17 protein-coding genes are annotated in these 23,673 nt (G+C 62.1%); 4 read left to right on the forward strand and 13 right to left on the reverse strand.

What is annotated here, in order from left to right; genetic code table 11:
* Positions 1 to 3: 3 nt before the first annotated feature.
* On the reverse strand, positions 4 to 1,653 hold the full coding sequence (locus tag WA157_RS02805) for a Re/Si-specific NAD(P)(+) transhydrogenase subunit alpha (RefSeq protein WP_422619515.1): 1,650 nt from the start codon (positions 1,651 to 1,653) through the stop codon (positions 4 to 6).
* Between the two features lie 188 nt (positions 1,654 to 1,841).
* Here WA157_RS02805 and WA157_RS02810 point away from each other — a divergent pair, with 188 nt between their 5' ends.
* Positions 1,842 to 2,315: an NUDIX hydrolase gene (locus WA157_RS02810; RefSeq protein ID WP_422619516.1), complete on the forward strand. Its 474-nt coding sequence runs from the start codon at positions 1,842 to 1,844 to the stop codon at positions 2,313 to 2,315.
* A gap of 52 nt (positions 2,316 to 2,367) precedes the next feature.
* Positions 2,368 to 3,522 carry a tRNA 2-thiouridine(34) synthase MnmA gene (mnmA, locus tag WA157_RS02815; RefSeq protein WP_422619517.1) on the forward strand — a complete coding sequence of 385 codons (1,155 nt, stop codon included), beginning with the start codon at positions 2,368 to 2,370 and terminating at the stop codon, positions 3,520 to 3,522.
* 83 nt (positions 3,523 to 3,605) lie between these two features.
* Here mnmA and WA157_RS02820 read toward each other — a convergent pair whose 3' ends face one another.
* From WA157_RS02820 to WA157_RS02850, 7 genes are all read right to left on the reverse strand, one after another.
* Positions 3,606 to 3,896 (reverse strand): metal-sensing transcriptional repressor, encoded by a 291-nt coding sequence (locus tag WA157_RS02820; RefSeq protein ID WP_422619518.1) that lies wholly within the window; start codon positions 3,894 to 3,896, stop codon positions 3,606 to 3,608.
* 54 nt (positions 3,897 to 3,950) lie between these two features.
* The gene (locus WA157_RS02825; protein ID WP_011466021.1) at positions 3,951 to 4,175 is read right to left on the reverse strand and encodes a YgaP family membrane protein; all 225 of its coding nucleotides are present in this window, start codon (positions 4,173 to 4,175) and stop codon (positions 3,951 to 3,953) included.
* A 47-nt stretch (positions 4,176 to 4,222) separates the two neighbouring features.
* The gene (locus WA157_RS02830) at positions 4,223 to 5,509 is read right to left on the reverse strand and encodes an NAD(P)/FAD-dependent oxidoreductase (RefSeq protein WP_422619519.1); all 1,287 of its coding nucleotides are present in this window, start codon (positions 5,507 to 5,509) and stop codon (positions 4,223 to 4,225) included.
* Positions 5,510 to 5,542: 33 nt separating this feature from the next.
* A complete protein-coding gene (locus tag WA157_RS02835) occupies positions 5,543 to 8,872 on the reverse strand; it encodes an efflux RND transporter permease subunit (protein ID WP_422619520.1) in 3,330 nt (1,109 codons plus the stop codon).
* 1 nt (position 8,873) lies between these two features.
* Entirely contained in the window at positions 8,874 to 9,896 is a 1,023-nt protein-coding gene (locus WA157_RS02840; RefSeq protein ID WP_422619521.1) for an efflux RND transporter periplasmic adaptor subunit, read from the reverse strand.
* A 422-nt stretch (positions 9,897 to 10,318) separates the two neighbouring features.
* Complete coding sequence (ssb, locus tag WA157_RS02845) at positions 10,319 to 10,822, reverse strand: single-stranded DNA-binding protein (protein WP_422619522.1); 504 nt, start codon at positions 10,820 to 10,822, stop codon at positions 10,319 to 10,321.
* A 54-nt stretch (positions 10,823 to 10,876) separates the two neighbouring features.
* On the reverse strand, positions 10,877 to 12,073 hold the full coding sequence (locus WA157_RS02850; protein ID WP_422619535.1) for an MFS transporter: 1,197 nt from the start codon (positions 12,071 to 12,073) through the stop codon (positions 10,877 to 10,879).
* A 202-nt stretch (positions 12,074 to 12,275) separates the two neighbouring features.
* On the opposite strand from WA157_RS02850, the gene WA157_RS02855 reads away from it, so the two are divergent.
* Positions 12,276 to 15,434: an excinuclease ABC subunit UvrA gene (locus WA157_RS02855; RefSeq protein WP_422619523.1), complete on the forward strand. Its 3,159-nt coding sequence runs from the start codon at positions 12,276 to 12,278 to the stop codon at positions 15,432 to 15,434.
* A gap of 22 nt (positions 15,435 to 15,456) precedes the next feature.
* On the opposite strand, the gene WA157_RS02860 is transcribed toward WA157_RS02855, so the two are convergent.
* Entirely contained in the window at positions 15,457 to 17,148 is a 1,692-nt protein-coding gene (locus tag WA157_RS02860) for an AMP-binding protein (protein WP_422619524.1), read from the reverse strand.
* Positions 17,149 to 17,390: 242 nt separating this feature from the next.
* Positions 17,391 to 18,254, reverse strand: a complete 864-nt coding sequence (gene pyrF / locus WA157_RS02865) for an orotidine-5'-phosphate decarboxylase (protein ID WP_422619525.1) — start codon at positions 18,252 to 18,254, stop codon at positions 17,391 to 17,393.
* On the opposite strand from pyrF, the gene WA157_RS02870 reads away from it, so the two are divergent.
* Complete coding sequence (locus tag WA157_RS02870) at positions 18,253 to 18,384, forward strand: hypothetical protein (RefSeq protein WP_422619526.1); 132 nt, start codon at positions 18,253 to 18,255, stop codon at positions 18,382 to 18,384. The genes pyrF and WA157_RS02870 overlap by 2 nt on opposite strands.
* On the opposite strand, the gene WA157_RS02875 is transcribed toward WA157_RS02870, so the two are convergent.
* The 3 genes from WA157_RS02875 to WA157_RS02885 are packed head-to-tail and all read right to left on the reverse strand — an operon-like array spanning position 18,374 to position 23,672.
* Positions 18,374 to 20,542 (reverse strand): exonuclease domain-containing protein, encoded by a 2,169-nt coding sequence (locus WA157_RS02875; protein WP_422619527.1) that lies wholly within the window; start codon positions 20,540 to 20,542, stop codon positions 18,374 to 18,376. The two genes, WA157_RS02870 and WA157_RS02875, sit on opposite strands and share 11 nt — an antisense overlap.
* Positions 20,539 to 20,913, reverse strand: a complete 375-nt coding sequence (locus tag WA157_RS02880) for a response regulator transcription factor (RefSeq protein ID WP_422619528.1) — start codon at positions 20,911 to 20,913, stop codon at positions 20,539 to 20,541. The genes WA157_RS02875 and WA157_RS02880 overlap by 4 nt, the downstream gene beginning before the upstream one ends.
* Complete coding sequence (locus WA157_RS02885) at positions 20,910 to 23,672, reverse strand: ATP-binding protein (RefSeq protein ID WP_422619529.1); 2,763 nt, start codon at positions 23,670 to 23,672, stop codon at positions 20,910 to 20,912. The genes WA157_RS02880 and WA157_RS02885 overlap by 4 nt, the downstream gene beginning before the upstream one ends.
* Position 23,673 lies beyond the last annotated feature (1 nt).

A 23,673-nucleotide genomic window follows, 5' to 3' on the forward strand; every position in this document is an offset into this window, starting at 1 on the left:
TTCTTATTTACGGAACATGGCCAGCATGCGCTGGGTGACGGCAAAACCGCCGAACATATTGATGGCGGTCAACGCAATGGCTACTGCCGCGATCCAGGTGATCATGCCGTTGGGCCGCTCAGCCGCATCCATCAACGGTGAGATTTGTACCAGCGCGCCAATCGCAATGATGCTGGAAATGGCGTTGGTCACACTCATCAGCGGCGTGTGCAGAGCGGGTTTCACATTCCACACCACCATGTAGCCGACAAAGCAGGCCAGTACAAACACCGTGAAGTGCGACATGAACTCCTTGGGCGCGCTGTGGCCGATCAGCCAGAACACCACCGCAACCACGGCGAACATCATGGCCAGTTTGCCCACAGGCATGGGGGCACTGGGCTCACCATGGCCCTTGCCTTTTTTGGCCACGGGAGCAGCCGCCGGTTTGGCCGCCGCTGGCGGCGTTGCCGCTGCCTTGGGCGCCGGTGCTGGCCAGGTGATGTTGCCGTCTTTGGTGACGGTCAGACCGCGGATGGCCTCGTCTTCCATGTTGACGTTGATGATGCCGTCCTTGGTCTTGCACAGCTCCTCGGTGAGGCGCAACAGGTTGGTGGCATATAGCGTTGACGACTGCTTGGCCAGGCGCGAAACCAGGTCGGTGTAGCCAACGATAGTCACGCCGTGCTTGACCACCGCCTGGCCGGGCTCGGTCAGTTCGCAGTTGCCGCCTTGCTCGGCGGCCATGTCGACGATCACGCTGCCGGGCTTCATGCTCTTGACCATCTCGGCCGTGATGAGCTTGGGTGCAGGCTTGCCAGGGATCAGCGCGGTGGTGATGATGATGTCGACGTCTTTGGCCTGCTTGGCGTACATCTCACGCTGGGCTTGCTGGAAGCCCTCGCTCATGACCTTGGCGTAGCCGCCACCACCAGAGCCCTCTTCTACATAATCGACCTTGACGAATTCACCACCCAGCGACACGACCTGGTCGGCCACTTCGGCACGGGTGTCATTGGCACGGACGATGGCACCCAGGCTGGCTGCGGTGCCAATTGCCGCCAGTCCGGCAACACCAGCACCCGCAATAAAGACCTTGGCTGGCGGCACCTTGCCCGCTGCCGTGATCTGACCGCTGAAGAAACGGCCAAAAGCGTTGGCCGCCTCGATGACGGCGCGGTAGCCGGCGACACCGGCTTGGGAGGTCAGCGCGTCCATCTTCTGCGCGCGGCTCAAGGTACGCGGCAGCGCGTCGATGGCCAGCACGGTCACCTTCTTGGCGGCGAGCTGCTGCATCAGTTCAGGGTTTTGCGCCGGCCAGATGAAACTGATCAGGGCCTGGCCTTCATGCATCAGGCCGACTTCTTCGGTGGTAGGGCCACGCACCTTGAACACAATATCGGATGCTGCCCAGAGAGCGGCGGCCCCGGTGATGACTTCTGCACCAGCGGCGCGGTAAACCTCGTCGCTGCAGTTGGCCGCATCGCCCGCGCCCGATTCAACGGCGACGACGAACCCGAGTTTGATCAGTTTTTCAACCGCCTCAGGCACGGTGGCCACCCGTTTTTCACCAGGAAAAACTTCGCGTGGCACGCCAATGCGTTGCGGTGATTGGGGGGTAACGGCCGCCGGGGCGATGCCCGATACCGTCTCGTTAGGTACGCCAGTTTGCATAAAGCGACTCCTCAATTGGATTTTTCAACTACGTGTTCGGCGCCGGTCCGGCGGCATGAGCCGCGGCAAGCGCTGCGCCCATGAGCTTAACTTAATTTGCCCCCATTACCGCCCCGGCAAACCATGACTTGCATCAATGACTTGGCAGTTTCTACACCGACCTTTGAGGCGTACGGCAGAATCCTGCCATGACTACTCGCTGGAAACCCAACGTCACCGTCGCCGCCGTCATTGAGCACGACGGGCGCTTTCTGCTGGTCGAAGAACACACCGCCGACGGGCTGCGCCTGAACAACCCGGCCGGGCACCTGGACTGCGGCGAAACCCCGGCGCAAGCCTGCACACGTGAAACGCTGGAAGAAACCAGCTACGCTTTTTCACCCACGGCCCTGGTGGGGGTCTACCTGTCGCGCCAGCCACAAGGCAATGCTGACGCCATCACCTACCTGCGCTTCGCCTTTTGCGGCGAGCTCGGTGCCCCTGACCCAACGCGCCAGCTCGATGTCGGCATTGTGCGCACGCTCTGGATGACGCTGGAAGACATCCGGGCCAGCCACGCGCGTCTTCGCAGCCCGATGGTGCTGTGCTGCATCGAAGACTATCTGGCCGGCAAACGCTACCCGCTGCAACTGGTCGTGGCCGACGCCAGCATCGCCAGCTGAGATTCCCCGCAGGCAGCGCGCCTTGCCGGCGGGCAGGGATAATCTCACCCCTATGAACAAGCGACACAGTGGGCAACGCGTGGTGGTGGGATTGAGCGGAGGCGTGGACTCGGCCGTGACCGCCTGGCTGCTTAAACAGCAGGGCTACGAGGTCATTGGCATCTTCATGAAAAATTGGGAGGATGACGATGACAGTGAATACTGCTCCTCCAACGTCGACTTTGTCGATGCAGCCGCCGTGGCGGACGTGATTGGCATCGAGATTGAACATGTCAACTTTGCCGCCGAATACAAAGACCGGGTGTTTGCCGAATTTCTACGCGAGTACCAGGCCGGACGCACACCGAATCCGGACATCTTGTGCAATGCCGAGATCAAGTTCAAGGCGTTTCTGGACCACGCGCTGCGATTGGGGGCGCAAAAAATCGCCACCGGCCACTACGCCCGGGTTCGTTGCGTGGCTGCTGACGGTCGCGTGCTCGATGCGGCGCAGGCACAGATGAGCGATGGGCGCTTCGAGTTGCTCAAGGGTCTGGACCCGTCCAAAGACCAGAGCTATTTTTTGCATCGGCTGAACCAGGCGCAGTTGTCGAAAACGCTGTTTCCCGTGGGCGAACTGCTCAAGACCGAGGTACGTCGCCTGGCGCTGGAGATTGGCCTGCCGAATGCGAAGAAAAAGGACTCCACTGGCATTTGTTTCATTGGCGAGCGTCCGTTTCGTGATTTTTTGAATCGCTACATTGCGCGCGAGCCGGGCCCCATCAAGGATGACAAAGGCCGCACCATCGGCCAGCATGTGGGCCTGAGCTTTTACACCCTGGGTCAGCGCCAGGGCCTGGGTATTGGCGGCCTCAAGGCCAAAGGCGCGCAACGTGGCGGTGGCGAGCACGCGCCCTGGTTTGTGGCGCGCAAAGACCTGGCAACCAACACGCTGTGGGTGGTGCAAGGCCATGAGCACCCGTGGCTGCAATCGCACAGCCTGAGCGCGCAGGATGCCAGTTGGGTGGCCGGCACGGCCCCGCAAGCGGGCCAGTTCAGCGCCAAAACCCGCTACCGTCAGCTGGATGCGCCGTGCACGCTGGCCGCGGGGGCTGGTGCGGCCTTCCACCTGAGCTTCCCCGAGCCCCAATGGGCCGTGACGCCCGGACAGTCTGCGGTGCTGTATGACGACGAGGTGTGCCTGGGCGGCGGCGTGATTGCCGCCTGATCCAGCACCACGGCGCTATAAAAATAATAGCTTCATACCCAATAAACACGGGGGCTACAGCCTGATTTTGCTTACAAACCCGATCAGCCCATGCGGGCCAGCAAAGTTTCCATGTCTTTCAGCATGGTCTCCATGTTCGCTTTCTGAGACTCATCCGGTTGCAGGCAGTTTTCCAGCTCCTGCTCCATGAAGCACATCGTCATGCGCAAATAAGTGCTGTCGAGCGCCTTGCGCACGGCTGAGAACTGCTGGCCGATTTTGAGACAACTCTCCCCCTCTTCGATCATGCGTTGAACACCGCGAATCTGGCCTTCAGCACGCCGGAGACGGTTGAGAACCTCGGTGCGGGCATCGGCATCTGTCAGAGCAGTCATGGCTGGTCCCTTGAGTTATGGAAAAAGAGGAAGGTCCACCGGGCTTTCCCTGTCTTAGTTGGCGCAGCCAATTTTTGACTCGGGCACGCCCAGTTTCTTGAGAATGATGCCCAGGGGGCAAAAGTTGGTAAAGCCAGACTGGAACAGATTGGCACCCACAAAAGCGGTGAAGGCCAGCGCCCACTTGCTGACAAAGAAGGGGCTGCCCTCGACGCCCAGCGCCAACGAAATCATGATGAACAAACCGGCAAAAATAACGATGTAACGCTGAACCGTCATGGTGAGACTCCTGAAGTTAAGAATAATAAAAAAACTGGCGCGACCCGCTACTTGTTGACACGCACGATGCCTAAAAGTTTGAGGATATATTTTTCATAAATCGGCTCGGAAGTGCCTTTTTTGATCTTGCGCATGAAATATTTCTCGTAGGCGATCTTGGCCAGGTGCACCCATTTGCCCATCTTGAACCAGTTCACATTGCGCGGCGGGATCTGCGGCAGGGCCACAAAGGCGGCCCCGGTGTCGCCCATGTCGGCCAGGCAGATGGCGTTCCAGGTGCCCTTGGCGGTGACCGGCTTGCCCGCCAGTTCGTCGGCAATGTTGTGCACGATGGCCGTCACCATGCTCTCGATCATGTAGCCGGTTTTCGGGGTTCCTGTCGGCACCGGTGTGACCTCCACCGGCGGAATCGCCACGCAGACCCCAGCCGAGAAAATATTGCGGTAGGCCTTGCTGCGCTGGAACTCGTCAATCTGCACAAAGCCGCGCGGGTTGCACAGGTTCGGCACGGCGGCCACCGCATCCACCCCCTTGAAGGCCGGCAGCATCATGGACAGTCTGAACGGAACCTCGTGCTCCTTGTAGACCGCGCCCAGGTCATCGAGCTGCGTGACAAACATCTTGCCTTCTTCCACCCGGCTGGTCTTGGCGTTGGTGATCCACTTCATGTCCCGTCCGCGCAACTCGGATTCCAGCATCGACTTGCTGTCACCCACGCCCCCCAGGCCCAGGTGGCCGATATAGGGCTCACTGGTGACAAAGGTGATGGGCACCTTGTTGCGCAGCTTGCGTTTGCGCAGGTCGGTGTCCAGGATGAAGGCAAATTCATAGGCCGGGCCAAAGCAGCTGGCGCCCGGCATGGCACCAATGACCACCGGGCCCGGGTTCTCCAGGAAGGCTTGGTAGTCGGCAAAGAATTCCTGGGCATGATCAACGCTGCACACCGAGTGGGTGAAGCCACCCCCGCCGGATTTGACGGGGCCGGCTCCCGGCACCTCGCTGAACGACAGCTTGGGGCCGGTCATGATCACCAGGTAGTCATAGTCCAGCGTGTCGCCCCCGAGCAGCGTCAGCCGGTTGCTCAGTGGGTCGATCTGGGTTACCGCTTTACCGATGAAACCAATGCCCTTGCGTTGCAGGTAGGGGGCAATCGGCAGGGTGATGTCCTCGCGCTTGCGCCAGCCCACCGCGAGCCACGGGTTGCTCGGAACAAATTGAAAATAGTCGGTCGCATTCACGACGGTGACGCGATGCTCTTTGGCGAGCATTTCGCGCATTTCGTAAGCGGCCGGCATGCCGCCGATGCCGGCACCCATGATGACGATATGAGCCATGGTTTGTCTCCTGCTGATATAAGTTGAATTAAGTTACACGGGGTTCACGAGAGAAGAATTCGCCTCTAGGTGCGATTCCATACGCCGGCGGTACAAGGCGTAATAGAGAACCGGTATCACCACCAGCGTGAGCAAGGTGGACACCAGAATGCCAAAAATCAGGGACACGGCCAAGCCGTTGAAAATCGGGTCGTCCAGAATAAAAAAGGCACCGATCATGGCCGCCAGGCCGGTCAGCGCAATCGGCTGCGCCCGCACCGCGGCCGAGTTAACCACCGCGGCCTTGAACGCCATGCCGTGCTCGACTTGCAGCTCGATAAAGTCGACCAGCAAAATCGAATTGCGCACGATGATGCCGGCCAGCGCGATCATGCCGATCATGGAAGTCGCGGTGAATTGCGCGCCCAGCAAAGCGTGGCCCGGCATCACACCAATGATGGTGAGCGGAATCGGCGCCATGATGACCAGCGGCGTCAGGTAGCTGCGAAATTGCGCCACGACCAGCAAATAGATTAGGATCAGGCCGACACCATAGGCGGCGCCCATGTCACGGAAGGTCTCGTACGTGATTTGCGATTCACCGTCCCACTTCAACGCGTACTGGCGGTACGGGTCTTGCGGCTGATTGATCCAGTATTCACCCAACTCGCCCATGCCCGGCAAGGCGGCATCGGCCAACTTGCCGCGAATGGCAAACAGACCGTACAAGGGCGAGTCGAGCTTGCCGGCCATGTCGCCGAACACATAACTCACGCCCTTGAGGTCCTTGGTGAACAGGGACTTGTCGATCACGCCGCGTTCGACCTGGACCAGCTCGCTCAAGGGCACCATCTGGCCGTTGGCGGCGCGCAACGGCATCGCCAGCAAGGCGTCGAGCCCGACCTGGGACTCCAGCGGCAATTGCAGACGCACCGGCACCGGGTATTTGCTTTGACCATCGTGCAGATAGGCCGCATCGACCCCCGACAAGGCCATGGCTGCTGTTTGCGCAATGACGGCCACCGGGATGCCCAGTGACTCGGCACGCTGGCGACGCACCCGCAGGTAGGCCCGCGGCGCATTTTCCTTGAGCGAGGTGTCGATCCCCACAATATCGGGCGTGGCCGCAAACGCTTGCGCCAGGCGACCGGCCAGTTGCTGGCGTCCGGCTTCATCGGGCCCATAGACCTCGGCCACCAAAGGCGACATGACCGGCGGACCCGGCGGCACCTCCACCACTTTGATGCGGGCGTTGTGCTTGAGGCCAATTTTTTCCAGATCAACGCGCAGGCGCGGCGCGATCACATGGCTCTGTTCGCTGCGATGTTTCTTGTCCACCAGGTTCACCTGCAGGTCGCCCTGATCGGCATCGGCGCGGAAATAGTATTGGCGCACCAGCCCGTTGAAGGTGATCGGCGAGGCGGTACCGGCATAGGCCTGCAGGTTCAGCACTTCCGGCTGTTGCGCCAGGAAGGCACCCAGATCATGCAGGGTGGCAGCGGTGTCCTCCAGCGGTGTGCCCGCCGGCATTTCCACCACGACCTGAAACTCGCTCTTGTTGTCAAACGGCAGCATTTTCATCACCACCGCCTCCACCAGAGTCAGCCCCACCGAGAGCAATAAGGCCACCAGAATTCCGGCCAGCAGCAGCCAGCGTTTGCGCCCGCTTTCAAGAAACGGGCCCAGCACGCGGCTGAACAGCTTCTGCAGTTTGGGGCCCAGCCCCTTGGCTTGGGCGCCGCCATGCGCAGCGCCAGCGTGGCCATGCGGCTTCATCAATTTGAGCGCCAGCCAGGGCGTGACCGTGAACGCAACGCCCAACGAAATGGCCATGCCCAAGCTGGAATTGATCGGGATCGGGCTCATGTAGGGCCCCATCAAACCCGACACAAAAGCCATCGGCAGCAAGGCCGCAATCACCGTCAGGGTGGCCAGAATGGTGGGGCCGCCGACTTCATCGACCGCGCGCGGAATGATGTCCTTGAGCGAGGCATCGGGCGAGAGCTGTTGGTGCCGGTGAATATTCTCCACCACCACAATGGCATCGTCCACCAAAATACCGATCGAAAAGATCAGGGCGAACAGCGAGACGCGGTTGAGCGTGAAGCCCCAGGCCCAGGAGGCAAACAGCGTGGCTGTCAAAGTCAGGATCACGGCCGCGCCGACAATCACCGCTTCGCGCCGGCCCAAGGCAAAGCCGACCAACAAAATGACCGAACCGGTGGCAAAAGCCAGCTTCTGCATCAGCTTGTTGGCCTTCTCGGCCGCGGATTCACCATAGTCGCGCGTGATGCTGGTTTCGATGTTGGACGGGATCACCGTGTTGCGCAGGGACTCAATGCGATCACGCACCGCGCTCGACACATCGACGGCGTTTTCACCGGGCTTTTTGGTCACACTGATCGTCACCGCCGGGTAGACGCTGCCAGCTTGCAGCGCGGCAGACGCGGGGGCACTGCTTGCCGTGGACGGCTTCGCTGCCGCTGTCGCCGCGGTCCCGGCACCCGGCGTAAACCAGACATAGCGTTGCGGTAGCTGGGCACCTGTCTCAATACGTGCCACCTCGCGCAAATAGACTGGCAAACCTTTGCTCACACCCACCACCAGGTCGCCCACATCCTGCGCAGAGCGCAAGAACTCACCGGTCTCGACCGTGAGCATTTGCACCGATTTGCCAGTGGTATCGAGCACCGCGCCGGAAGTCATCCCAAAATTGGAAGCCCCCAGCGATGCTTTCAGCGCGAGCAGGTCAACGCCGCGCTCGCGCAGGCGCACCGGGTCCAGCCACACCTGCACGGCCCGGCCCGGCCCGCCGATGGTATGCACCTCACGCGTGCCTGGCACACTTTTTATTTCAGCCTCCACGGCATGCGCCACCCGTTCCAGCTCAAACGCAGGCAAGGCCTCGCGACTCCACAAAGTCACACCCAGCACCGGCACATCGTCAATCCCTTTGGGTTTCACAATCGGCGCCAGGGCACCCAGGTCGCGCGGCAGCCAGTCCTGGTTGGCATTGAGTACATCGTACAAACGTACCAGCGCTTCGGTGCGCGGCACCCCCACCTTGAACTGCACGGTGAGTATCGCCAGACCCGGTCGTGCCACCGAATACGTGTGCTCAATACCGGCAATCTGGCTCAGTTGTTGCTCGGCCGGGCGCGCCACCATATTCTGCACATCGGCACTGCTGGCTCCCGGAAAGGGAATCAGCACGTTGGCCATCGTGACATTGATCTGCGGCTCTTCTTCGCGCGGCGTCACCAGCACCGCAAACAAGCCCAACAACAAGGCAACCAGCGCCAGCAAAGGCGTGAGTGCATTGGCCTGAAAAGCCGCCGCCATGCGCCCGGAAACGCCCATCGGGGGCTTGTGATTCATAGCCATCTCACTTGGTCACGGCAGACGGTGCCACGGCTTGCGCGCCTGCCAAACCGGCTTTGACCGGCTCCAGTGCCACGCGGTCACCCGCCGTCAGGCCCGCCACCACCTCAACCCCCTCGGCACCGTGATCAGCACCAAGACGCACCGCCTTGAGCACAAAGCCCGTGCCTGACACCACATAGACAGCAGTCAATTCGCCACGCCGCAGAACGGCAGTGCCGGGCACCAGCATGCGATCGGCCTGACCCCCGGCAAAGCGCACCCGCACCTGCTGACCCGGCAGCAAGGTTTTGGCCGCCTCGGCAGACAATTCAAGACGCCACTCAATCGTTTGTGAAACCGGATCGGCCGTGGGCACGGTGCCGATGGACACCGGACGCTGCCATTGCCCAGCGCCGACACCGTCTTGCAACAACAATTCAACCGCACCGGCCGCACGCGCCGCACCCGAGCGCGACACCGGGACCTGCACCACCACCCGCATCGGCAGCGGCGCGTACAGCGTGAACAGGGGTTTGCCCGGCACGGCCAGGTCGCCCGCTTCAGCATGCGTCTGCAGCACCCAGCCCTCAAACGGCGCGGTCACGCGGGTAAAGCCCTGCGCCAATGCCGATTGGCGGGCGCCAGCGCCTGCCTGATCCCGCCCCGCCAAGGCACCCTTGAGTTGCGCGTCAGCGGCATCCAGTGCGGCGGCACTGACAAACCCCTTGGCGCGCAAATCGCGCGTGCGATCAAAGTTGGCTTGGGCGTTGTGCAGCCCGGCTTGCGCCTGCGCCAACTGCGCCTGGCTGCTCTGCACACCGGTTTGCGCCTCGCGATCGTCAATCGTGGCCAGCACCTGACCGGCACGCACTTTGTCACCGGCCTTGACCAGCAAGGTCGCAATACGACCGCTCGCCTGCGCCGAAATGGTGCTCTGCTTGACCGGCTGAACCACGCCATCGAGCTCAAACCCGGTGCCGACCGACTTCACCTGCGCGGGCGCGACGGGCACCTGAACCCCGCCCTGCGCAGCGGCGACAGACATGGCCAACGCTCCGAGCCACGGCAACAATTGTCGGACGCGGCGGGTCGAGTGACAAAAATCGGGTAAGGCAAATGAACGCATGGGGCACCTTTTTTAATACTGGTGGGAGTATATCAAGATACCCCCCACAGTACAACAGAAGCCATGAATTCTGGGGGAATTCGCTCATGCGGGCCCGGTGGGCATGCGTGCCAAGCTACCTACGCGCTCGGCTATTGAATGCGCTGCGCACACTGACTGCGGTCATTGCCAGTCTTGAGGGCTTGCAAAAGATGGCCGTGTTTGACGATGGAACCCGGTGCAATAGATGGCTGCCACCTCAACAGATGAGGTCAACCTCGTCTTTGCGCACCTCATGCGTGCGAAGCCCGCTAATGTGGGCTTTTTTGGGTTATTTTCAACGTTTTTTAAAAACGTACTCCTCAGAACGGGATGTCGTCGTCCATGTCATCAAAACCGCTGGACGGCTTGGCCTGCGCCGGGGCTGGGGCAGGGCGAGCAGCCGGGGCGGATGCCGCCGGACGCGACGCCGGTGCCGGACGCGAATAGCCGCCGCTGGCGCCTTCATCGCCGTCAGATGGGCCGCCCATGCCTTCGCGACCACCCAGCATTTGCATCTCGTTGGCGATGATGTCGGTGGCGTATTTTTCGATGCCGTCCTTGTCGGTGTACTTGCGCGTCTTGATGCGGCCTTCGACATAGACGGAGCGGCCTTTTTTCAGGTACTGGCCCACAATCTCGGCCAGTTTGCCAAAAAAGGTGACCCGGTGCCACTCGGTCTCCTCGACCATCTCACCGGTTTTACTCTTGTACTTGCTGCTGGTCGCAATGGTGATGTTGGCCACCGGATCGCCACTGGGCAGGTAACGAATTTCAGGGTCGCGCCCTAGGTTGCCCACGAGAATGACTTTGTTAACGGATGCCATGGTTGTTCCTTAATTGACGTGACTGCGGTCTATCCCGCAGGGCTTCAGCCTTCATTATCCAGCCTTTGACGCCAGCCCTGGCGTCTTCACCACCAGCGTTGCCATCGGCCAGGCCACCAGCAGCCACAGCAGCATGAGCCCGGCGCAGACCGCGAACAGGCCCGGCGCGCCGACATGCTTCATCAGCCAGCCGCCCATCACGCCACCGGCAAACAGGCCCAGCGACTGCAAGGTGTTGTAAACCCCGATGGCCGCGCCGCGAACGTGCGCTGGAGCCATCCGCGAAACCATGCTCGGCTGACTCGCCTCCAGCACATTGAATCCGTAGAAAAACACAAACAGCAGTGCCACCATCGCCCCGACGCTCGGCGTGCTTGACGCTAGCAGCAACAAGCCCAGTTGCACCGCAGCCGTCAGCCCGATCGAGATCAGAAATACCGCCCGGAGGTAACCGCGCTTTTCCAATTGAAACAGCGACCCGCCCATGACAACGAATGAGCCCAGCACCGCTGGCAAATACACCCACCAGTGATGATCGCGCGACAGGCCGGCCTGCACCAGCATGGCGGGCACCGCCATCCACATCGCCAACTGCACCGCATGCAGCACAAACACGCCAAAGTTCAGCCGCAGCAAGGCGGGCAGGCGCAGCACTTCCAGCAAACCGCCACGCGGCATGTCTTTATGCTTTTGCGGCTCCGGCGGCACCCACCAGACCACCACCGCCACCCCCAGCAACGCCAGCGTGCCCGTTACGGCAAACAGTCCGTTCAGCCCGACGACCGCCACCAACATCGGCGCCGCCACCAAGGACAGCGCAAACATCAACCCGATGCTGATGCCCACCAGCGCCATCGATTTGGTGCGCACCTCGTCGCGGGTCTGGTCGGCCAGCAAGGCGGTCACCGCAGCGGACACGGCACCGGCGCCCTGCACGGCCCGCCCAATCGCCAGCCAGGTCAGGCTGGGCGCCCAGGCGGCGACAAAACTGCCGACGGCAAACAGCAGCAAGCCGAAAATGATGACCCGTTTGCGCCCGAGCCGATCGGAGGCCATGCCATAGAGGAATTGCAGCATGGCCTGGGTCAAGCCATAAATCCCCATGGTCAGGCCGATCAGGGCCGGATCGTCGCCACCGGGGTATTTGGCGGCCTCAATGGCAAACACCGGCAAAATCAGAAACAGCCCCAGCATGCGCAGGGCAAAGATGCTGGCCAGCGAAAAACTGGCGCGCAACTCGGTCGGCGTCATTGCATGGGTGGCAACAACGCCTTTTCCCTCAAACGAGGCATTCATCTTGGACAAAACTGGGGCTCCCCAACACACAAAGCCAGAAATGGCTAACTGCAAAACGGGGCCATTGTCCCCGATCTGCGCCGACCGCGCCGCGTGACAATCTGCCATAAGCGCCAGTCTTGACTATCATGGCAGGTTTTCCCGACCAGATTTCACCTTGAACTCACCCACCGACGCCGCCCTCGAACCCCCTCCAGATGGCCAGTACCTGGCCCGGGCCTTGCAGTTGCAGAACATCAGCATTCGCGGCGCGCGCACGCACAACCTGAAGAATATTGACCTCGACATTCCGCGCAACCAGTTGGTGGTGATCACCGGCTTGAGCGGCTCCGGCAAGTCCAGCCTGGCCTTTGACACCTTGTACGCCGAAGGCCAACGCCGCTATGTCGAGAGCCTGTCCACCTACGCGCGCCAGTTTTTGCAGCTCATGGACAAGCCCGATGTGGACCTGATCGAGGGCCTCTCGCCGGCGATCTCGATCGAGCAGAAGGCTACCTCGCACAACCCGCGCTCCACTGTCGGCACGGTGACCGAGATTCACGACTACCTGCGCCTGCTGTTTGCCCGCGCCGGCACGCCGTTTTGCCCGGAACACGATTTGCCGCTTCAGTCCCAGACCGTGAGCCAGATGGTGGACGCCGTGCTGGCGCTCCCCCTGGATACCCGGCTGATGATTCTGGCGCCCTTGGCACGCGAAAAAAAAGGCGAGTTCCTGGACGTGTTTGCCGATATGCAGGCGCAGGGCTACGTGCGCTTTCGGGTCAACGGCCAGGCGTTTGAGTTTGACGAGCTGCCGTCCCTCAAAAAGACCGAGAAGCATGACATCGACGTGGTGATTGACCGCATCAAGGTGCGCCACCCTCCCGCCCAACCGGCAAGCGCCGAGGCAGACGCCGACGCAGCACCCGACCCGACGCTGGACGCCAGCCGCGGCGCCGCCCAGGCCGACTTTGAAAACCTGCGCCAGCGTCTGGCCGAGAGCTTTGAGGCCGCCTTGCGGCTTGCCGGCGGGCGCGCGATTGCTGTAGAAATTGATAGCGTGTCACCCAATAGCGACGGGGGCTACAAGCCAATTGAGCATATATTTAATGCCAAATTCGCGTGCCCGGTCTGCAGCTACTCGATTGCTGAACTGGAGCCGCGGCTGTTTTCATTCAACTCCCCCGTCGGCGCCTGCCCGGCTTGTGACGGCCTGGGCGCGAATGATTTTTTTGACCCGGCGCGGGTGGTGGCGTTTCCGTCCCTGAGCCTGGCGGGCGGTGCCATCAAGGGCTGGGACCGGCGCAACGCCTACTACTTTGCCATGCTGGAGAGCCTGGCGGCGCATTACCAGTTTGACATTGAACAAGCCTTTGAATCGCTGCCGCCAACGGTGCAGCACGCCGTGCTGTTTGGCTCGGGCGAGGAAGACATCAAGTTCAGCTACGTGATGGACTCCGGCACGCAAACGGGCAAGAAGGTGAGCAAGAAACATCCGTTCGAAGGCATCATCCCCAACATGCAGCGGCGCTATGCCGAGACCGACTCCGCCGTGGTGCGCGAAGACCTGGCACGCTACCGCAGCACCCAGCCCTGCCCGCAATGCGGCGGCTCCCGGCTCCGGCGCGAGGCGCGCCACGTCAAGATTGGCGAAGGGGAGCAAGCGCGCGCTATTTTTGAGCTCAGCCACCTGACGCTGCGCGAGAGTTTTCAATATTTCAACACGTTGAGCATGCACGGCGCCAAGGGCGAAATCGCCAGCAAAGTCGTGCGTGAAATTGGCCTGCGGCTCAAATTTCTCAATGACGTCGGGCTGAACTACCTCAGCCTGGACCGCAGCGCCGAATCTTTAAGCGGCGGCGAGTCGCAACGCATCCGCCTGGCCAGCCAGATCGGCTCCGGCTTGACCGGTGTCATGTACGTGCTCGACGAGCCCAGCATTGGCTTGCATCAGCGCGACAACGACCGTCTGATTGGCACCCTGAAACACTTGCGCGACATCGGCAACAGCGTGCTGGTGGTCGAGCACGATGAAGACATGATGCGCGCCGCTGACCACATCATCGACATGGGGCCCGGCGCGGGCCTGCACGGCGGGCGCGTGATGGCGCAGGGCACGTTTGAGCAGGTCAGAGCCAACACCGAGTCGCTCACCGGCCAATACCTGGCGCACACGCTGCAGATCGCGGTGCCGCGCCAACGCACGCCCTGGCTGCCCACGGTGCAGGCGCGGGCAGCCGCCGACAAGCCCAAAGCGCACCGCTTCGCGCCGAGTCCGGCGGCGCTGCGCCGCGCCGAGCGCGAAGCCCTGCATCTGGCGACCCAAGGCAAGCTGCAGTCCTTGCGGGTGATCGGCGCCAGCGGTCACAACCTCCAGGGCGTTGATGTTGAATTTCCGGTCGGCCTGTTCACCTGTGTCACCGGCGTCTCGGGCTCGGGCAAATCAACCCTGGTCAACGACACGCTGTACGCCGCCGTGGCGCGCACGCTGTACCGGGCGCACGAGGAACCGGCCGCGCATGAGGCGATCGAAGGCATTGAGCACTTTGACAAGGTGATCAGTGTCGACCAGTCCCCGATCGGGCGCACGCCCCGCTCCAACCCGGCCACCTACACCGGCCTGTTCACACCCATTCGCGAGCTGATGGCCGAGGTGCCGATGGCGCGCGAGCGCGGCTACGGACCGGGGCGTTTCAGCTTCAACGTGAGTCAGTCCAGCGGTGGTGGTCGCTGCGAGGCCTGCCAGGGCGACGGCATGGTGAAAGTTGAAATGCACTTCTTGCCAGACGTTTATGTGCCCTGTGACGTCTGTGTGGGCCACCGCTACAACCGCGAAACGCTGGAGGTGCTTTATAAGGGCAAGAACATCGCGCAAATTCTGGATCTCACGGTCGAAGTGGCGCATGAGTTTTTCAAGGCGGTGCCGACCATTGCGCGCAAGCTGCGCACGCTGCTGGACGTGGGCCTGTCCTACATTCGCCTGGGGCAATCGGCCACCACGCTGTCTGGCGGCGAGGCGCAGCGCGTCAAGCTGGCGCTCGAACTCAGCAAGCGCGACACCGGGCGCACGCTCTACATCCTGGACGAACCCACAACGGGATTGCACTTTGCCGACATCGACCTGCTGCTCAAGGTCTTGCACCAGCTGCGCGATGCGGGCAACACCATCGTGGTGATCGAACACAACCTGGATGTCATCAAGACCGCTGACTGGCTGATTGACATGGGCCCCGAGGGCGGCGCTGGCGGCGGGCAGGTGGTGGGCATCGGCACGCCCGAAGACCTGGCGGCCAACCCGGCCAGCCACACCGGGCACTATTTGAAGCGGTTGTTGTGAGGGCCTGAATGTTGGCGCCCCCTCAGGGCGTCGGCACTGGCAACTCAGGCAGCCCGCGCAACTGCCGCCGCAAAATCTTGCCCAGGTTGGTCTTGGGCAGCGGCTCGGTGCGGAACTCGATGATCTTGGGCACCTTGTAGTCGGTCAGGTGTTGGCGGCAATGGGCCAGCAGGTCTTGCTCGGTCAGGGCCGGGTCGCTCCTGACCACAATGATCTTGACCACCTCGCCGGATCTTTCGTCGGGCGCACCAATGGCCGCCACCTCGGCCACGCCCGGATGCAGCGCCACGGCGTCCTCAATCTGGTTCGGAAACACCTTGAAGCCGGACACGATGATCATGTCCTTCTTTCGGTCGGTGATCTTGAAGTAGCCGCGCTCGTCCATGAAGCCCATGTCGCCGGTGCGCAGCCAGCCCTCCGCAGTGAACACCTTGGCAGTCTCGTCAGGGCGGTTCCAGTAGCCCGTCATCACCTGCGGGCCGCGGATGCCGATTTCGCCCACCGCCCCGACTGCAAGCTCGCGTCCGTCGTCGTCCAGCACGGCGGCCTCGGTCGAGGGAAACGGCATGCCGATGGTGCCCGTCCAGTCGGCAATGTTGAGCGGATTGGCCGTCACGCCGGGCGAGGTTTCGGTCAAGCCGTAGGCTTCAATGATGGGCTTGCCCGTGGCCTTCTTCCAGCGTTCGGCCACCACACGTTGCACCGCCATGCCGCCGGCAATGACAACCTTGAGGCTGTGGGTGTCCACCTCGGCAAATTCAGGCGCATCAAGCAGCGCCCGGTACAGCGTATTCACGCCGACGATAGCCGTGAAGGGGTATTTTTTGAGATCATGGATGAAACCGTGCAAGTCTCGCGGATTGGTGATCAGGATGCTGTGCGCGCCGATCTTCAAGAACACCAGGCTCGAACCCAGCGCAAAGACGTGGTACAGCGGCAACGGACAGACGAACAGCTCCTGACCGTCGAGCAGGTCATGCGCGATCCATGCCCCCAGTTGCTGCAGGTTCGCCGTCATGTTGCCGTGTGTCAGCACAGCGCCCTTGGCGACGCCGGTGGTGCCTCCCGTGTACTGTAGAAAAGCGATGTCGTCATGACGCAAGGGCACATGGCGCAGGGTCAAGTCACGGCCCGCGCGCAAGGCGGCATTGAATTCGATGGCGCCATCAATCTGCCACTCGGGCACCATTTTTTTTACATACTTGACCACCACGTTGGTGAGCACTTCCTTGAGGACCGGGAACATGTCGCCAACTTCGGTGGTCAGGACGCTGAGCTTCAGCGCCGGATTCCGGTCCAGGACTTCCTGCAGGGTATGGGCAAAGTTCTCCAGCACCACGATGGCGAGCGCGCCGGAATCCTTGAGCTGGTGCTCCAGCTCGGGCACGGTGTACTGCGGGTTCACGTTCACCACCACCAGCCCGGCGCGCAGCACGCCAAACAGTGCCACCGGATACTGCAACAGGTTGGGCATCATGATCGCGACCCGCTCCCCCTTGTTGAGACCCAGCGTGTTTTGCAGGTAGGCGGCAAAGTCGCGGCTGTGCTGATCGAGTTCGGCATAGGTCATTGAGGCACCCATGTTGCTGTAGGCCGGCAGCTCGGCAAAGCGCTCGCAACTGCGCCGCAGCACATCCCGCAGCGAGGCGAACTCATGCACGTCCACCTCGGCCGCTATCCCGGGCGGGTAATTCTTTAACCAGATCTTTTCCATGGCGACGTCTCCGTTCAAATGTATTGAGCCGCCAGCTCCGCCGACGTGCCTGGTCGGGGTCGTGCACGCGCAAGCCGCAGAACGAACCAGGCTCAATGGCCCGGTCGGTCAAGTCTAGGAAAGAGTCGCTTTACCCATTTGATATTTCTCAATGCCGCCCCTGCGCCGGGCAGATGGACGCTGAGCAGCGCACAGGCAGCCAGCGGCAAACGCGGACAGCCGCTCGGCACGGCGCTTCCAGACTAGGCCGGTTGCCTGGCCGCCTGCAGCAGGTCACGCGTTGCCAGCGCCTCCCGGCGCGCGGCCTGCGCAAAATCGGCGCCTGAGGAGGCGTAAAGAATGGCGCGCGACGAGTTGACGATGATGGGGGCCAGCGTGTCGAGCGGCTCGCCAGGCGTGCCGGGGGCAGCCCGCCAGGCGGCCCTGACCGTGGCTGTGGCGTCACCGCCCTGCGCACCAACGCCGGGGATGAGCAGCGGCAGCGTTGGTGCCAGCGCACGAACGCGCTCAAGTTCTGCCGGATAGGTGGCACCGACTACCAAGCCGAGTTGGCCATTGAGGTTCCAGGGCCCTTGTGCCAGCCGCGCAATGTGCTCGTACAGCAAAGGTGTGCCTTCGACGCTGGCGAGCCGCTGCGACTGCAGGTCGTCACCGCCGGGGTTGGACGTGCGACACAACAAAAATGCGCCTTTGCCGTGGTACCGGAGGTAGGGCTGCAGCGAGTCAAAACCCATGAAGGGCGAGAGCGTGACCGCGTCTGCGCCATAGCGCTCAAACGCTTCTTTGGCATATTGCTCGGCGGTGCTGCCGATGTCGCCGCGCTTAGCATCCAGAATGACCGGCACATGCGGCGCGACGCGGCGCATGTGGGCGATCAAGCGCTCCAATTGGGGTTCGGCCCGGTGCGCCGCAAAATAGGCAATTTGCGGCTTGAAAGCCATCACCAAGTCGGCCGTGGCGTCCACAATGGCGGCGCAAAAGTCGTAGATTTTGCTGGCGTCGCTACCGTAATGGGCCGGAAAACGGGTCGGTTCGGGGTCCAGCCCGACGCACAGCATCGAACCGTTTTGGCGCTCTGCGGCGCGCAGCATGTCAAGAAAGGTCATGCGCCTATTGTATGAAGCGCCGTCCCTGGTTAACACCCTTGCCAGACGACGCGTGGGGGGACAACTCGATCTGGCGACCCGCAAGGCGCTGGCGGGCCGCCCGGGACGCACGCAGGATGTCAATACTTGAGACGCGCGTAATAGGTTTTTTGCGCTGCCTCGCGCGCTTGGCGCAGGGTATGGATGCCCATGGCATTGAGCAGGGGGATCAAGCGCAACCACACCTCGGCGGTCACCATGGCATCGCCTAAAGCAGTGTGCCGACCCAGTACCGTGATGTTGAAACGCTCGGCGATGGCCTCCAGGCGGTGCGACTCCTGATTCGGGTGCACCACCGCCGACAGCAACAGGGTGTCGAGCACCGGCTGGTGAAAAGCCAGCCCAGTCGCGGCTTCCTTGAGCTGCAAAAACTTCATGTCGAAGGCTGCATTGTGAGCCACCAGCACCGTATCCTGGGCAAAGGCGTGAAAGGCCGGCAGCACCTCGCCGATGCGTGGCTGGCCCAGCACCCGGTCCTGCGTAATGCCATGAATCTGGATGGAAGCGGCGGGGATCAGCCGGTCCGGGTTCACCAACTGCTCAAAACTCTCCTGGCGCAGTAATTTTCTGTTGACAATGCGGGCCGCACCAATCTGGATGATTTCGTCGCCCTCGGCCGGATTGAGGCCGGTGGTTTCGGTGTCGAACACTGTATAAGACAACTCAGACAGCGCCCGTTCTTCGAGCGCACGGCCCTCCTCGGTCACCTGAAACAGGTCGAAGTCGAAGTACTCGGGTCGACTCTCGATTTGCATCACCTGCATCGCCTCCAACTGCTCCTGTGCACTGGCCAGGGGCAGCAGGAAACGGAAGAAAGCTTCGTGGCGAATACGCTCGCGCTCAAACCACATCTCGCCGCCATGGCGCTCCACCACATCGCGCACCGTCAACGGCGTGCTCTCGGTGCCAAAACGCATGGCATCCATCTCCCAGGTCATCACCGTCTCGGTACTCATGGCATGGCCAGTCCAGATCAAGTCCAACTGGGCGCGCTCGCCCACAGCTTGCAGCCGCAGTCGCAGGAACTTGACCTCGAATTCTTCAACCAATCGACTCGCCAGGTAGGTCAGCGCCTGCAGCAGCGTGAAGCTCTCCACCTTGAGCCACAGGCTCTCGTCCAGAGTGTCCAAAGTTACCGGGCGTTGGCAATAGTTTTCAATCTGCCGCTGCGCCGCGGTCATCAGGTCAGTGCCCAGCATTTCTTCCAACGGCCAGCGGGTCTTGAGACCCAGCGTGGAATGCTGCACCAGGTCGGTAATGCGCGCGCTCATGGCCACCAGCTCTTCACGCAGCACGCCCATAAAACGTTCGTGCATAGCGGGCTCCAGATCGGAGTAACCCAGCATATCCAGCGCCGCCTGCATGTTGGCCAGGGAGGAGCGGCTGCCCTCGGTGAGACCGTGCAGCAGTTGATCACGCAACGACTCTTGCTCAAAGTTGCGCGTGACGTTGTCAAGCATCAGCACAAAGCCAGTGAAGGCATCCACGTTGCTGGCATCGGTCTCGCCCGGGCGTACCGGGGCCATTTGTACACGCAACAACTGGCCTGAAGGGGTGGTGGTGACAAACTGGGTGGACGGGCTGGCCGCGCCGCGCACCAGGCGTCGGTGAATATTCTCCAAGGCATGGGCTACCAGCTGGCGATCAAAAACGGCGTAAATGGAGCGGCCAATACCGATCAACCCGGCGCCATCCGCCAGACCACGGGCCTGGGAAAATTGTGGCAACTGGAGTCGCGCCCGGTTGTTGTAGAGCAGGATGCGCCCATCCAGGTTGCACACCACCACGCTTTGGGTCAACTCGGCCATCAGGGCGGCAAGGCGATTTTTTTCCTGTTTCACACTCAAACTGGCCTGCGCCACCTGCTGCGTCATGTCCGCGCGCAAGTGATCGCGCTGGGCCGCCAACTCATTGATGGCCAGCGCCAGCGCCCGGGTTTCGGTAGTCCCATTTGGGCGCAAGGACTGCGGCTCAGTGGCCGTCAACAGCACACGGGTCGCTTCCAGCAGCCGCGCCGGCGCACGGACGTAGCGACGATAGAGCAGGCGTAGCAGTGATGCCACCAGCAATAAAGCCACCCCCCAGCTCATACCCAGCAGCGCCAGGCGGGGGGTCAGCAGCGCGCCCATGGTTTCCCGCTGTGACGGCTCCAGCGTGGACCAAACCAGCGCCAGCGTCAGAGCCAACCAAAGAGCCAGACCCAAACCCACGGCGGCAGTCGCCAGCAGCAGACGGCGATCGATCTTCATGGCGACTGACGCAGCAGCTCGGCGACTTTCAGCACCAGTTCCCGGGTTGAAAAAGGCTTGGTGATATAGGCGTCAGCACCCAGCGCCAGCCCCTTGGCAACATCGGTATCGCGCCCCTTGGCGGTAAGCATCAGTATCTTTATCGCTTGCAGGTCGTCGCTGGCGCGCAGCGCCTGGCAAACCTCGAAACCGGTCTTTTTAGGCATCATCACATCCAGCAGCACCAGGTCGGGCTTTTCGCGTGCAATAGCCTCCAGCGCTTCCTGGCCGTCGCGTGCGACCAGCACCGTGTAGCCCTCGCGTTTAAGCAGGTACTCCAGTGAGATCACGATGTTGGGTTCATCATCGGCTACCAATATTTTTTGACTCATGCTGTGTCTCCTGTTGCACTTGCGTCTGGTGCGCAACTTGTATTGTTTCTCGGCAGGTGAAACAGAAAGCGGGCGCCCTGCTGCGAGCCAGACTCAAGCCACAACCGTCCACCGAAGTGTTCCACAATCTGGCGGCTGATCGGCAAGCCCAGTCCGGTGCCCTGCGGCCGGTTGGCGGCATCGCCCCCCTGGCGGAACCGGTCAAAAATCAGCGCTTGCTGCTCGGGTGCTACCCCAGGGCCGTTATCGCTCACTGCCACTGTCACCCCGCTATCGTCGCTGGTCAGGCTTACACCAACCCGACCGCCCGATAGCGGCACAAACTTGGCGGCATTCGACAGCAGATTGAGCATGACCTGCATCAGGCGATCCGGGTCCGCCATCAGCGCCGGCACCTGCTCCGGTAGCGCCACCTCGACGGCAATCTGGCGTTCGCGAAACAGTTCGGCCGTGGTGCTCACGGCCTGGCTCACCAGCGCACGCATGTCGACCTCGGCGGTGTGCCACTCGGCATGACCGGATTCGATCTTGGCCATGTCGAGCACCTGATTGACCAGACGCGACAGGCGCTCGGTCTCGCTGACAATGATCTCGATAAACTGGCGTCGCTGCGCCAGGGCAATCCTGGGGTCGTCGCGCAGCAATTCGGCCAGCGCCCGGATCGATGTCAGCGGCGTGCGCAGCTCATGCGTGACCGAGGACATGAAATCGTCCTTGAGCCGGTCCAGGCTCTTGAGCTGTTCATTGGCCTGGCGCAGCTCCGTGGTGGCGCGCTCCAGGGATTCTGATTTCTCTTCGAGCTCACGTGAATGCGCCCGCAGCTGCGAGGTCTCGTCCAGAATGCGCAGCACATCCTCAGGCGTGAGCGCCTCTTCTTCCACCACCGATGCCACCAGCACCCGCGCCGACGCGCTCCCGACGGCGCCGGCCAACTGGGTTTCAACAAACTGCACCAGCCGGGCATCGGCCCGGATCGCGTCCATCTGGCGCGCCTGCACCGGGCCAGCGTAGGACCTGAACAGGGCGCGGGCCTTCTGGACCCCCATGAAGCGCTCACACAGACGCAACAGATCGGGCACCCTGGCTTGACCGCGCCAGAACACGGGACTGGACGCGGCGGTGCGCCGGAACACATCGACAAAGAGCAACGCCTGGCTGGCCTCGGCGCCGGACGGCGCACGCCAGAGCGACAGGCCCACATAGGCCGCGACGTTGACCAACAAGCTCCAGAACAGCGAATGGGTCAGATTGTCCAGACCCTGCATGCCCATGAATTGCTCCGGCAGCAGCAAGCCCAGCCCGCCCAGTCCCTTGTACAAAAATTCATCCCCCAGCCACCCCGACTTGGCGATGGACGGCAACATCAGCGTGTAGGCCCACATCAAGAAGCCGGCCAGCAAACCCGCAACGGCGCCCCGCCGGGTACCGCCCTTCCAGTACAAGCCACCCAGCACCGACGGCGCAAACTGCGCCACGGCTGCAAAACTGATCAGCCCGATGCTGACCAGCGCGTAGGCTTCTCCCGCCAGATGAAAGTACACATAGCCCAGCACCAGCACGGCCAGAATCGCAGCCCGGCGAATGCCCAGCAGCACCCGGGTCAGGTCGCGCCCGGCGTCGCGCCGGAAGTGGCGCGTGCGCAGCAACAGTGGCATGACCAGTTCGTTGCAGACCATGGTGGACACCGCAATCGTCTCCACAATCACCATGCCGGTCGCGGCCGACAGCCCGCCAATAAAGGCAAACAGCGCCAACGCGTTTTGCCCCGCCGCCAGCGGCAACGAGAGCACAAAAGTCTCGGCATTCATCTGCCCAGGACCGAAGTACAACAGCCCACCCAGCGCAATCGGCAGCACAAACAGGTTGATGGCCAGCATGTACAGTGGAAAGACCCAAACTGCGCGCCGCAAGTGGCTCTCGCGCACATTCTCCACCACCATCACCTGAAACTGGCGCGGCAAAAACATCAGGGACAGCATCGACAACAGCGTCAGCGCAAACCATTGCGTCCAGGCGAAACTGCCGCCCTGTTCCAGCCGCAACAAGACCGCCAGCGCCGGCACTGCCTGGACCCGGGCGAACAAGTCCGTCAGCCCGTCAAACAGGCCGTACACCACAAACAGGCCCACGGTCAGGAACGCCAGCAACTTGACCACGGACTCAAAGGCAATCGCCGCCACCATGCCCTCGTGCCGCTCCGTCGAGTCCAGATGGCGCGCGCCAAACACCATGGTGAAACCCGCAAGCGCCAGCGCCGTGTAAAAAGTGCTGTCCTGGCTCCAGTGCGGCTGCGGCGCAAAATCGGCCCCGAGCGGCGTCGTCAGCAAGGCGTAGCCGGCCGACACCGCCTTGAGCTGCAAGGCAATATAGGGAACGATGCCGACCACGGCGATCAGCGTCACCAAGCCGGCCAGCACGGGACTCTTGCCGTAGCGGCTGCCAATGAAGTCGGCAATCGAGGTGATGCGGTACGCGTGCGCGATGCGGATCATCTTGCGCAGCACCATCCAGCCCAGCACCATGCCCAGGGTGGGCCCGAGGTAAATGGGCAAAAACCACACGCCGCCGGAAGCGGCCCGCCCGATGCTGCCAAAATAGGTCCACGCCGTGCAATACACGGCCATCGACAAGGCATAGGTCCAGGGATTGGCAATGATGGAGCGGCCCTGCGCGGCGCGCCAATCACCCCAATAGGCCACGGCAAAGAGCAGCAGCAGATAGGCAAACGAAGCGCCAATGACCAACGCAGGCGAGAGCATG

This window comes from Rhodoferax ferrireducens (assembly GCF_049302455.1).
GTDB lineage: Bacteria > Pseudomonadota > Gammaproteobacteria > Burkholderiales > Burkholderiaceae_C > Rhodoferax > Rhodoferax ferrireducens_B.

Excerpts from the sequence above, each read along its gene's own strand:
- WA157_RS02805 (WP_422619515.1), bottom strand. The coding sequence starts at position 1,653 with ATGCAAACTGGCGTACCTAACGAGACGGTATCGGGCATCGCCCCGGCG.
- WA157_RS02835 (WP_422619520.1), bottom strand. The coding sequence starts at position 8,872 with ATGGCTATGAATCACAAGCCCCCGATGGGCGTTTCCGGGCGCATGGCG.
- WA157_RS02860 (WP_422619524.1), bottom strand. The coding sequence starts at position 17,148 with ATGGAAAAGATCTGGTTAAAGAATTACCCGCCCGGGATAGCGGCCGAG.
- WA157_RS02880 (WP_422619528.1), bottom strand. The coding sequence starts at position 20,913 with ATGAGTCAAAAAATATTGGTAGCCGATGATGAACCCAACATCGTGATC.
- WA157_RS02820 (WP_422619518.1), bottom strand. The coding sequence starts at position 3,896 with ATGACTGCTCTGACAGATGCCGATGCCCGCACCGAGGTTCTCAACCGT.
- WA157_RS02850 (WP_422619535.1), bottom strand. The coding sequence starts at position 12,073 with ATGACGCCGACCGAGTTGCGCGCCAGTTTTTCGCTGGCCAGCATCTTT.
- WA157_RS02810 (WP_422619516.1), top strand. The coding sequence starts at position 1,842 with ATGACTACTCGCTGGAAACCCAACGTCACCGTCGCCGCCGTCATTGAG.
- ssb (WP_422619522.1), bottom strand. The coding sequence starts at position 10,822 with ATGGCATCCGTTAACAAAGTCATTCTCGTGGGCAACCTAGGGCGCGAC.
- mnmA (WP_422619517.1), top strand. The coding sequence starts at position 2,368 with ATGAACAAGCGACACAGTGGGCAACGCGTGGTGGTGGGATTGAGCGGA.
- WA157_RS02870 (WP_422619526.1), top strand. The coding sequence starts at position 18,253 with ATGCGCCTATTGTATGAAGCGCCGTCCCTGGTTAACACCCTTGCCAGA.
- WA157_RS02840 (WP_422619521.1), bottom strand. The coding sequence starts at position 9,896 with ATGTCTGTCGCCGCTGCGCAGGGCGGGGTTCAGGTGCCCGTCGCGCCC.
- WA157_RS02885 (WP_422619529.1), bottom strand. The coding sequence starts at position 23,672 with ATGCTCTCGCCTGCGTTGGTCATTGGCGCTTCGTTTGCCTATCTGCTG.
- WA157_RS02830 (WP_422619519.1), bottom strand. The coding sequence starts at position 5,509 with ATGGCTCATATCGTCATCATGGGTGCCGGCATCGGCGGCATGCCGGCC.
- WA157_RS02875 (WP_422619527.1), bottom strand. The coding sequence starts at position 20,542 with ATGAAGATCGATCGCCGTCTGCTGCTGGCGACTGCCGCCGTGGGTTTG.
- pyrF (WP_422619525.1), bottom strand. The coding sequence starts at position 18,254 with ATGACCTTTCTTGACATGCTGCGCGCCGCAGAGCGCCAAAACGGTTCG.
- WA157_RS02825 (WP_011466021.1), bottom strand. The coding sequence starts at position 4,175 with ATGACGGTTCAGCGTTACATCGTTATTTTTGCCGGTTTGTTCATCATG.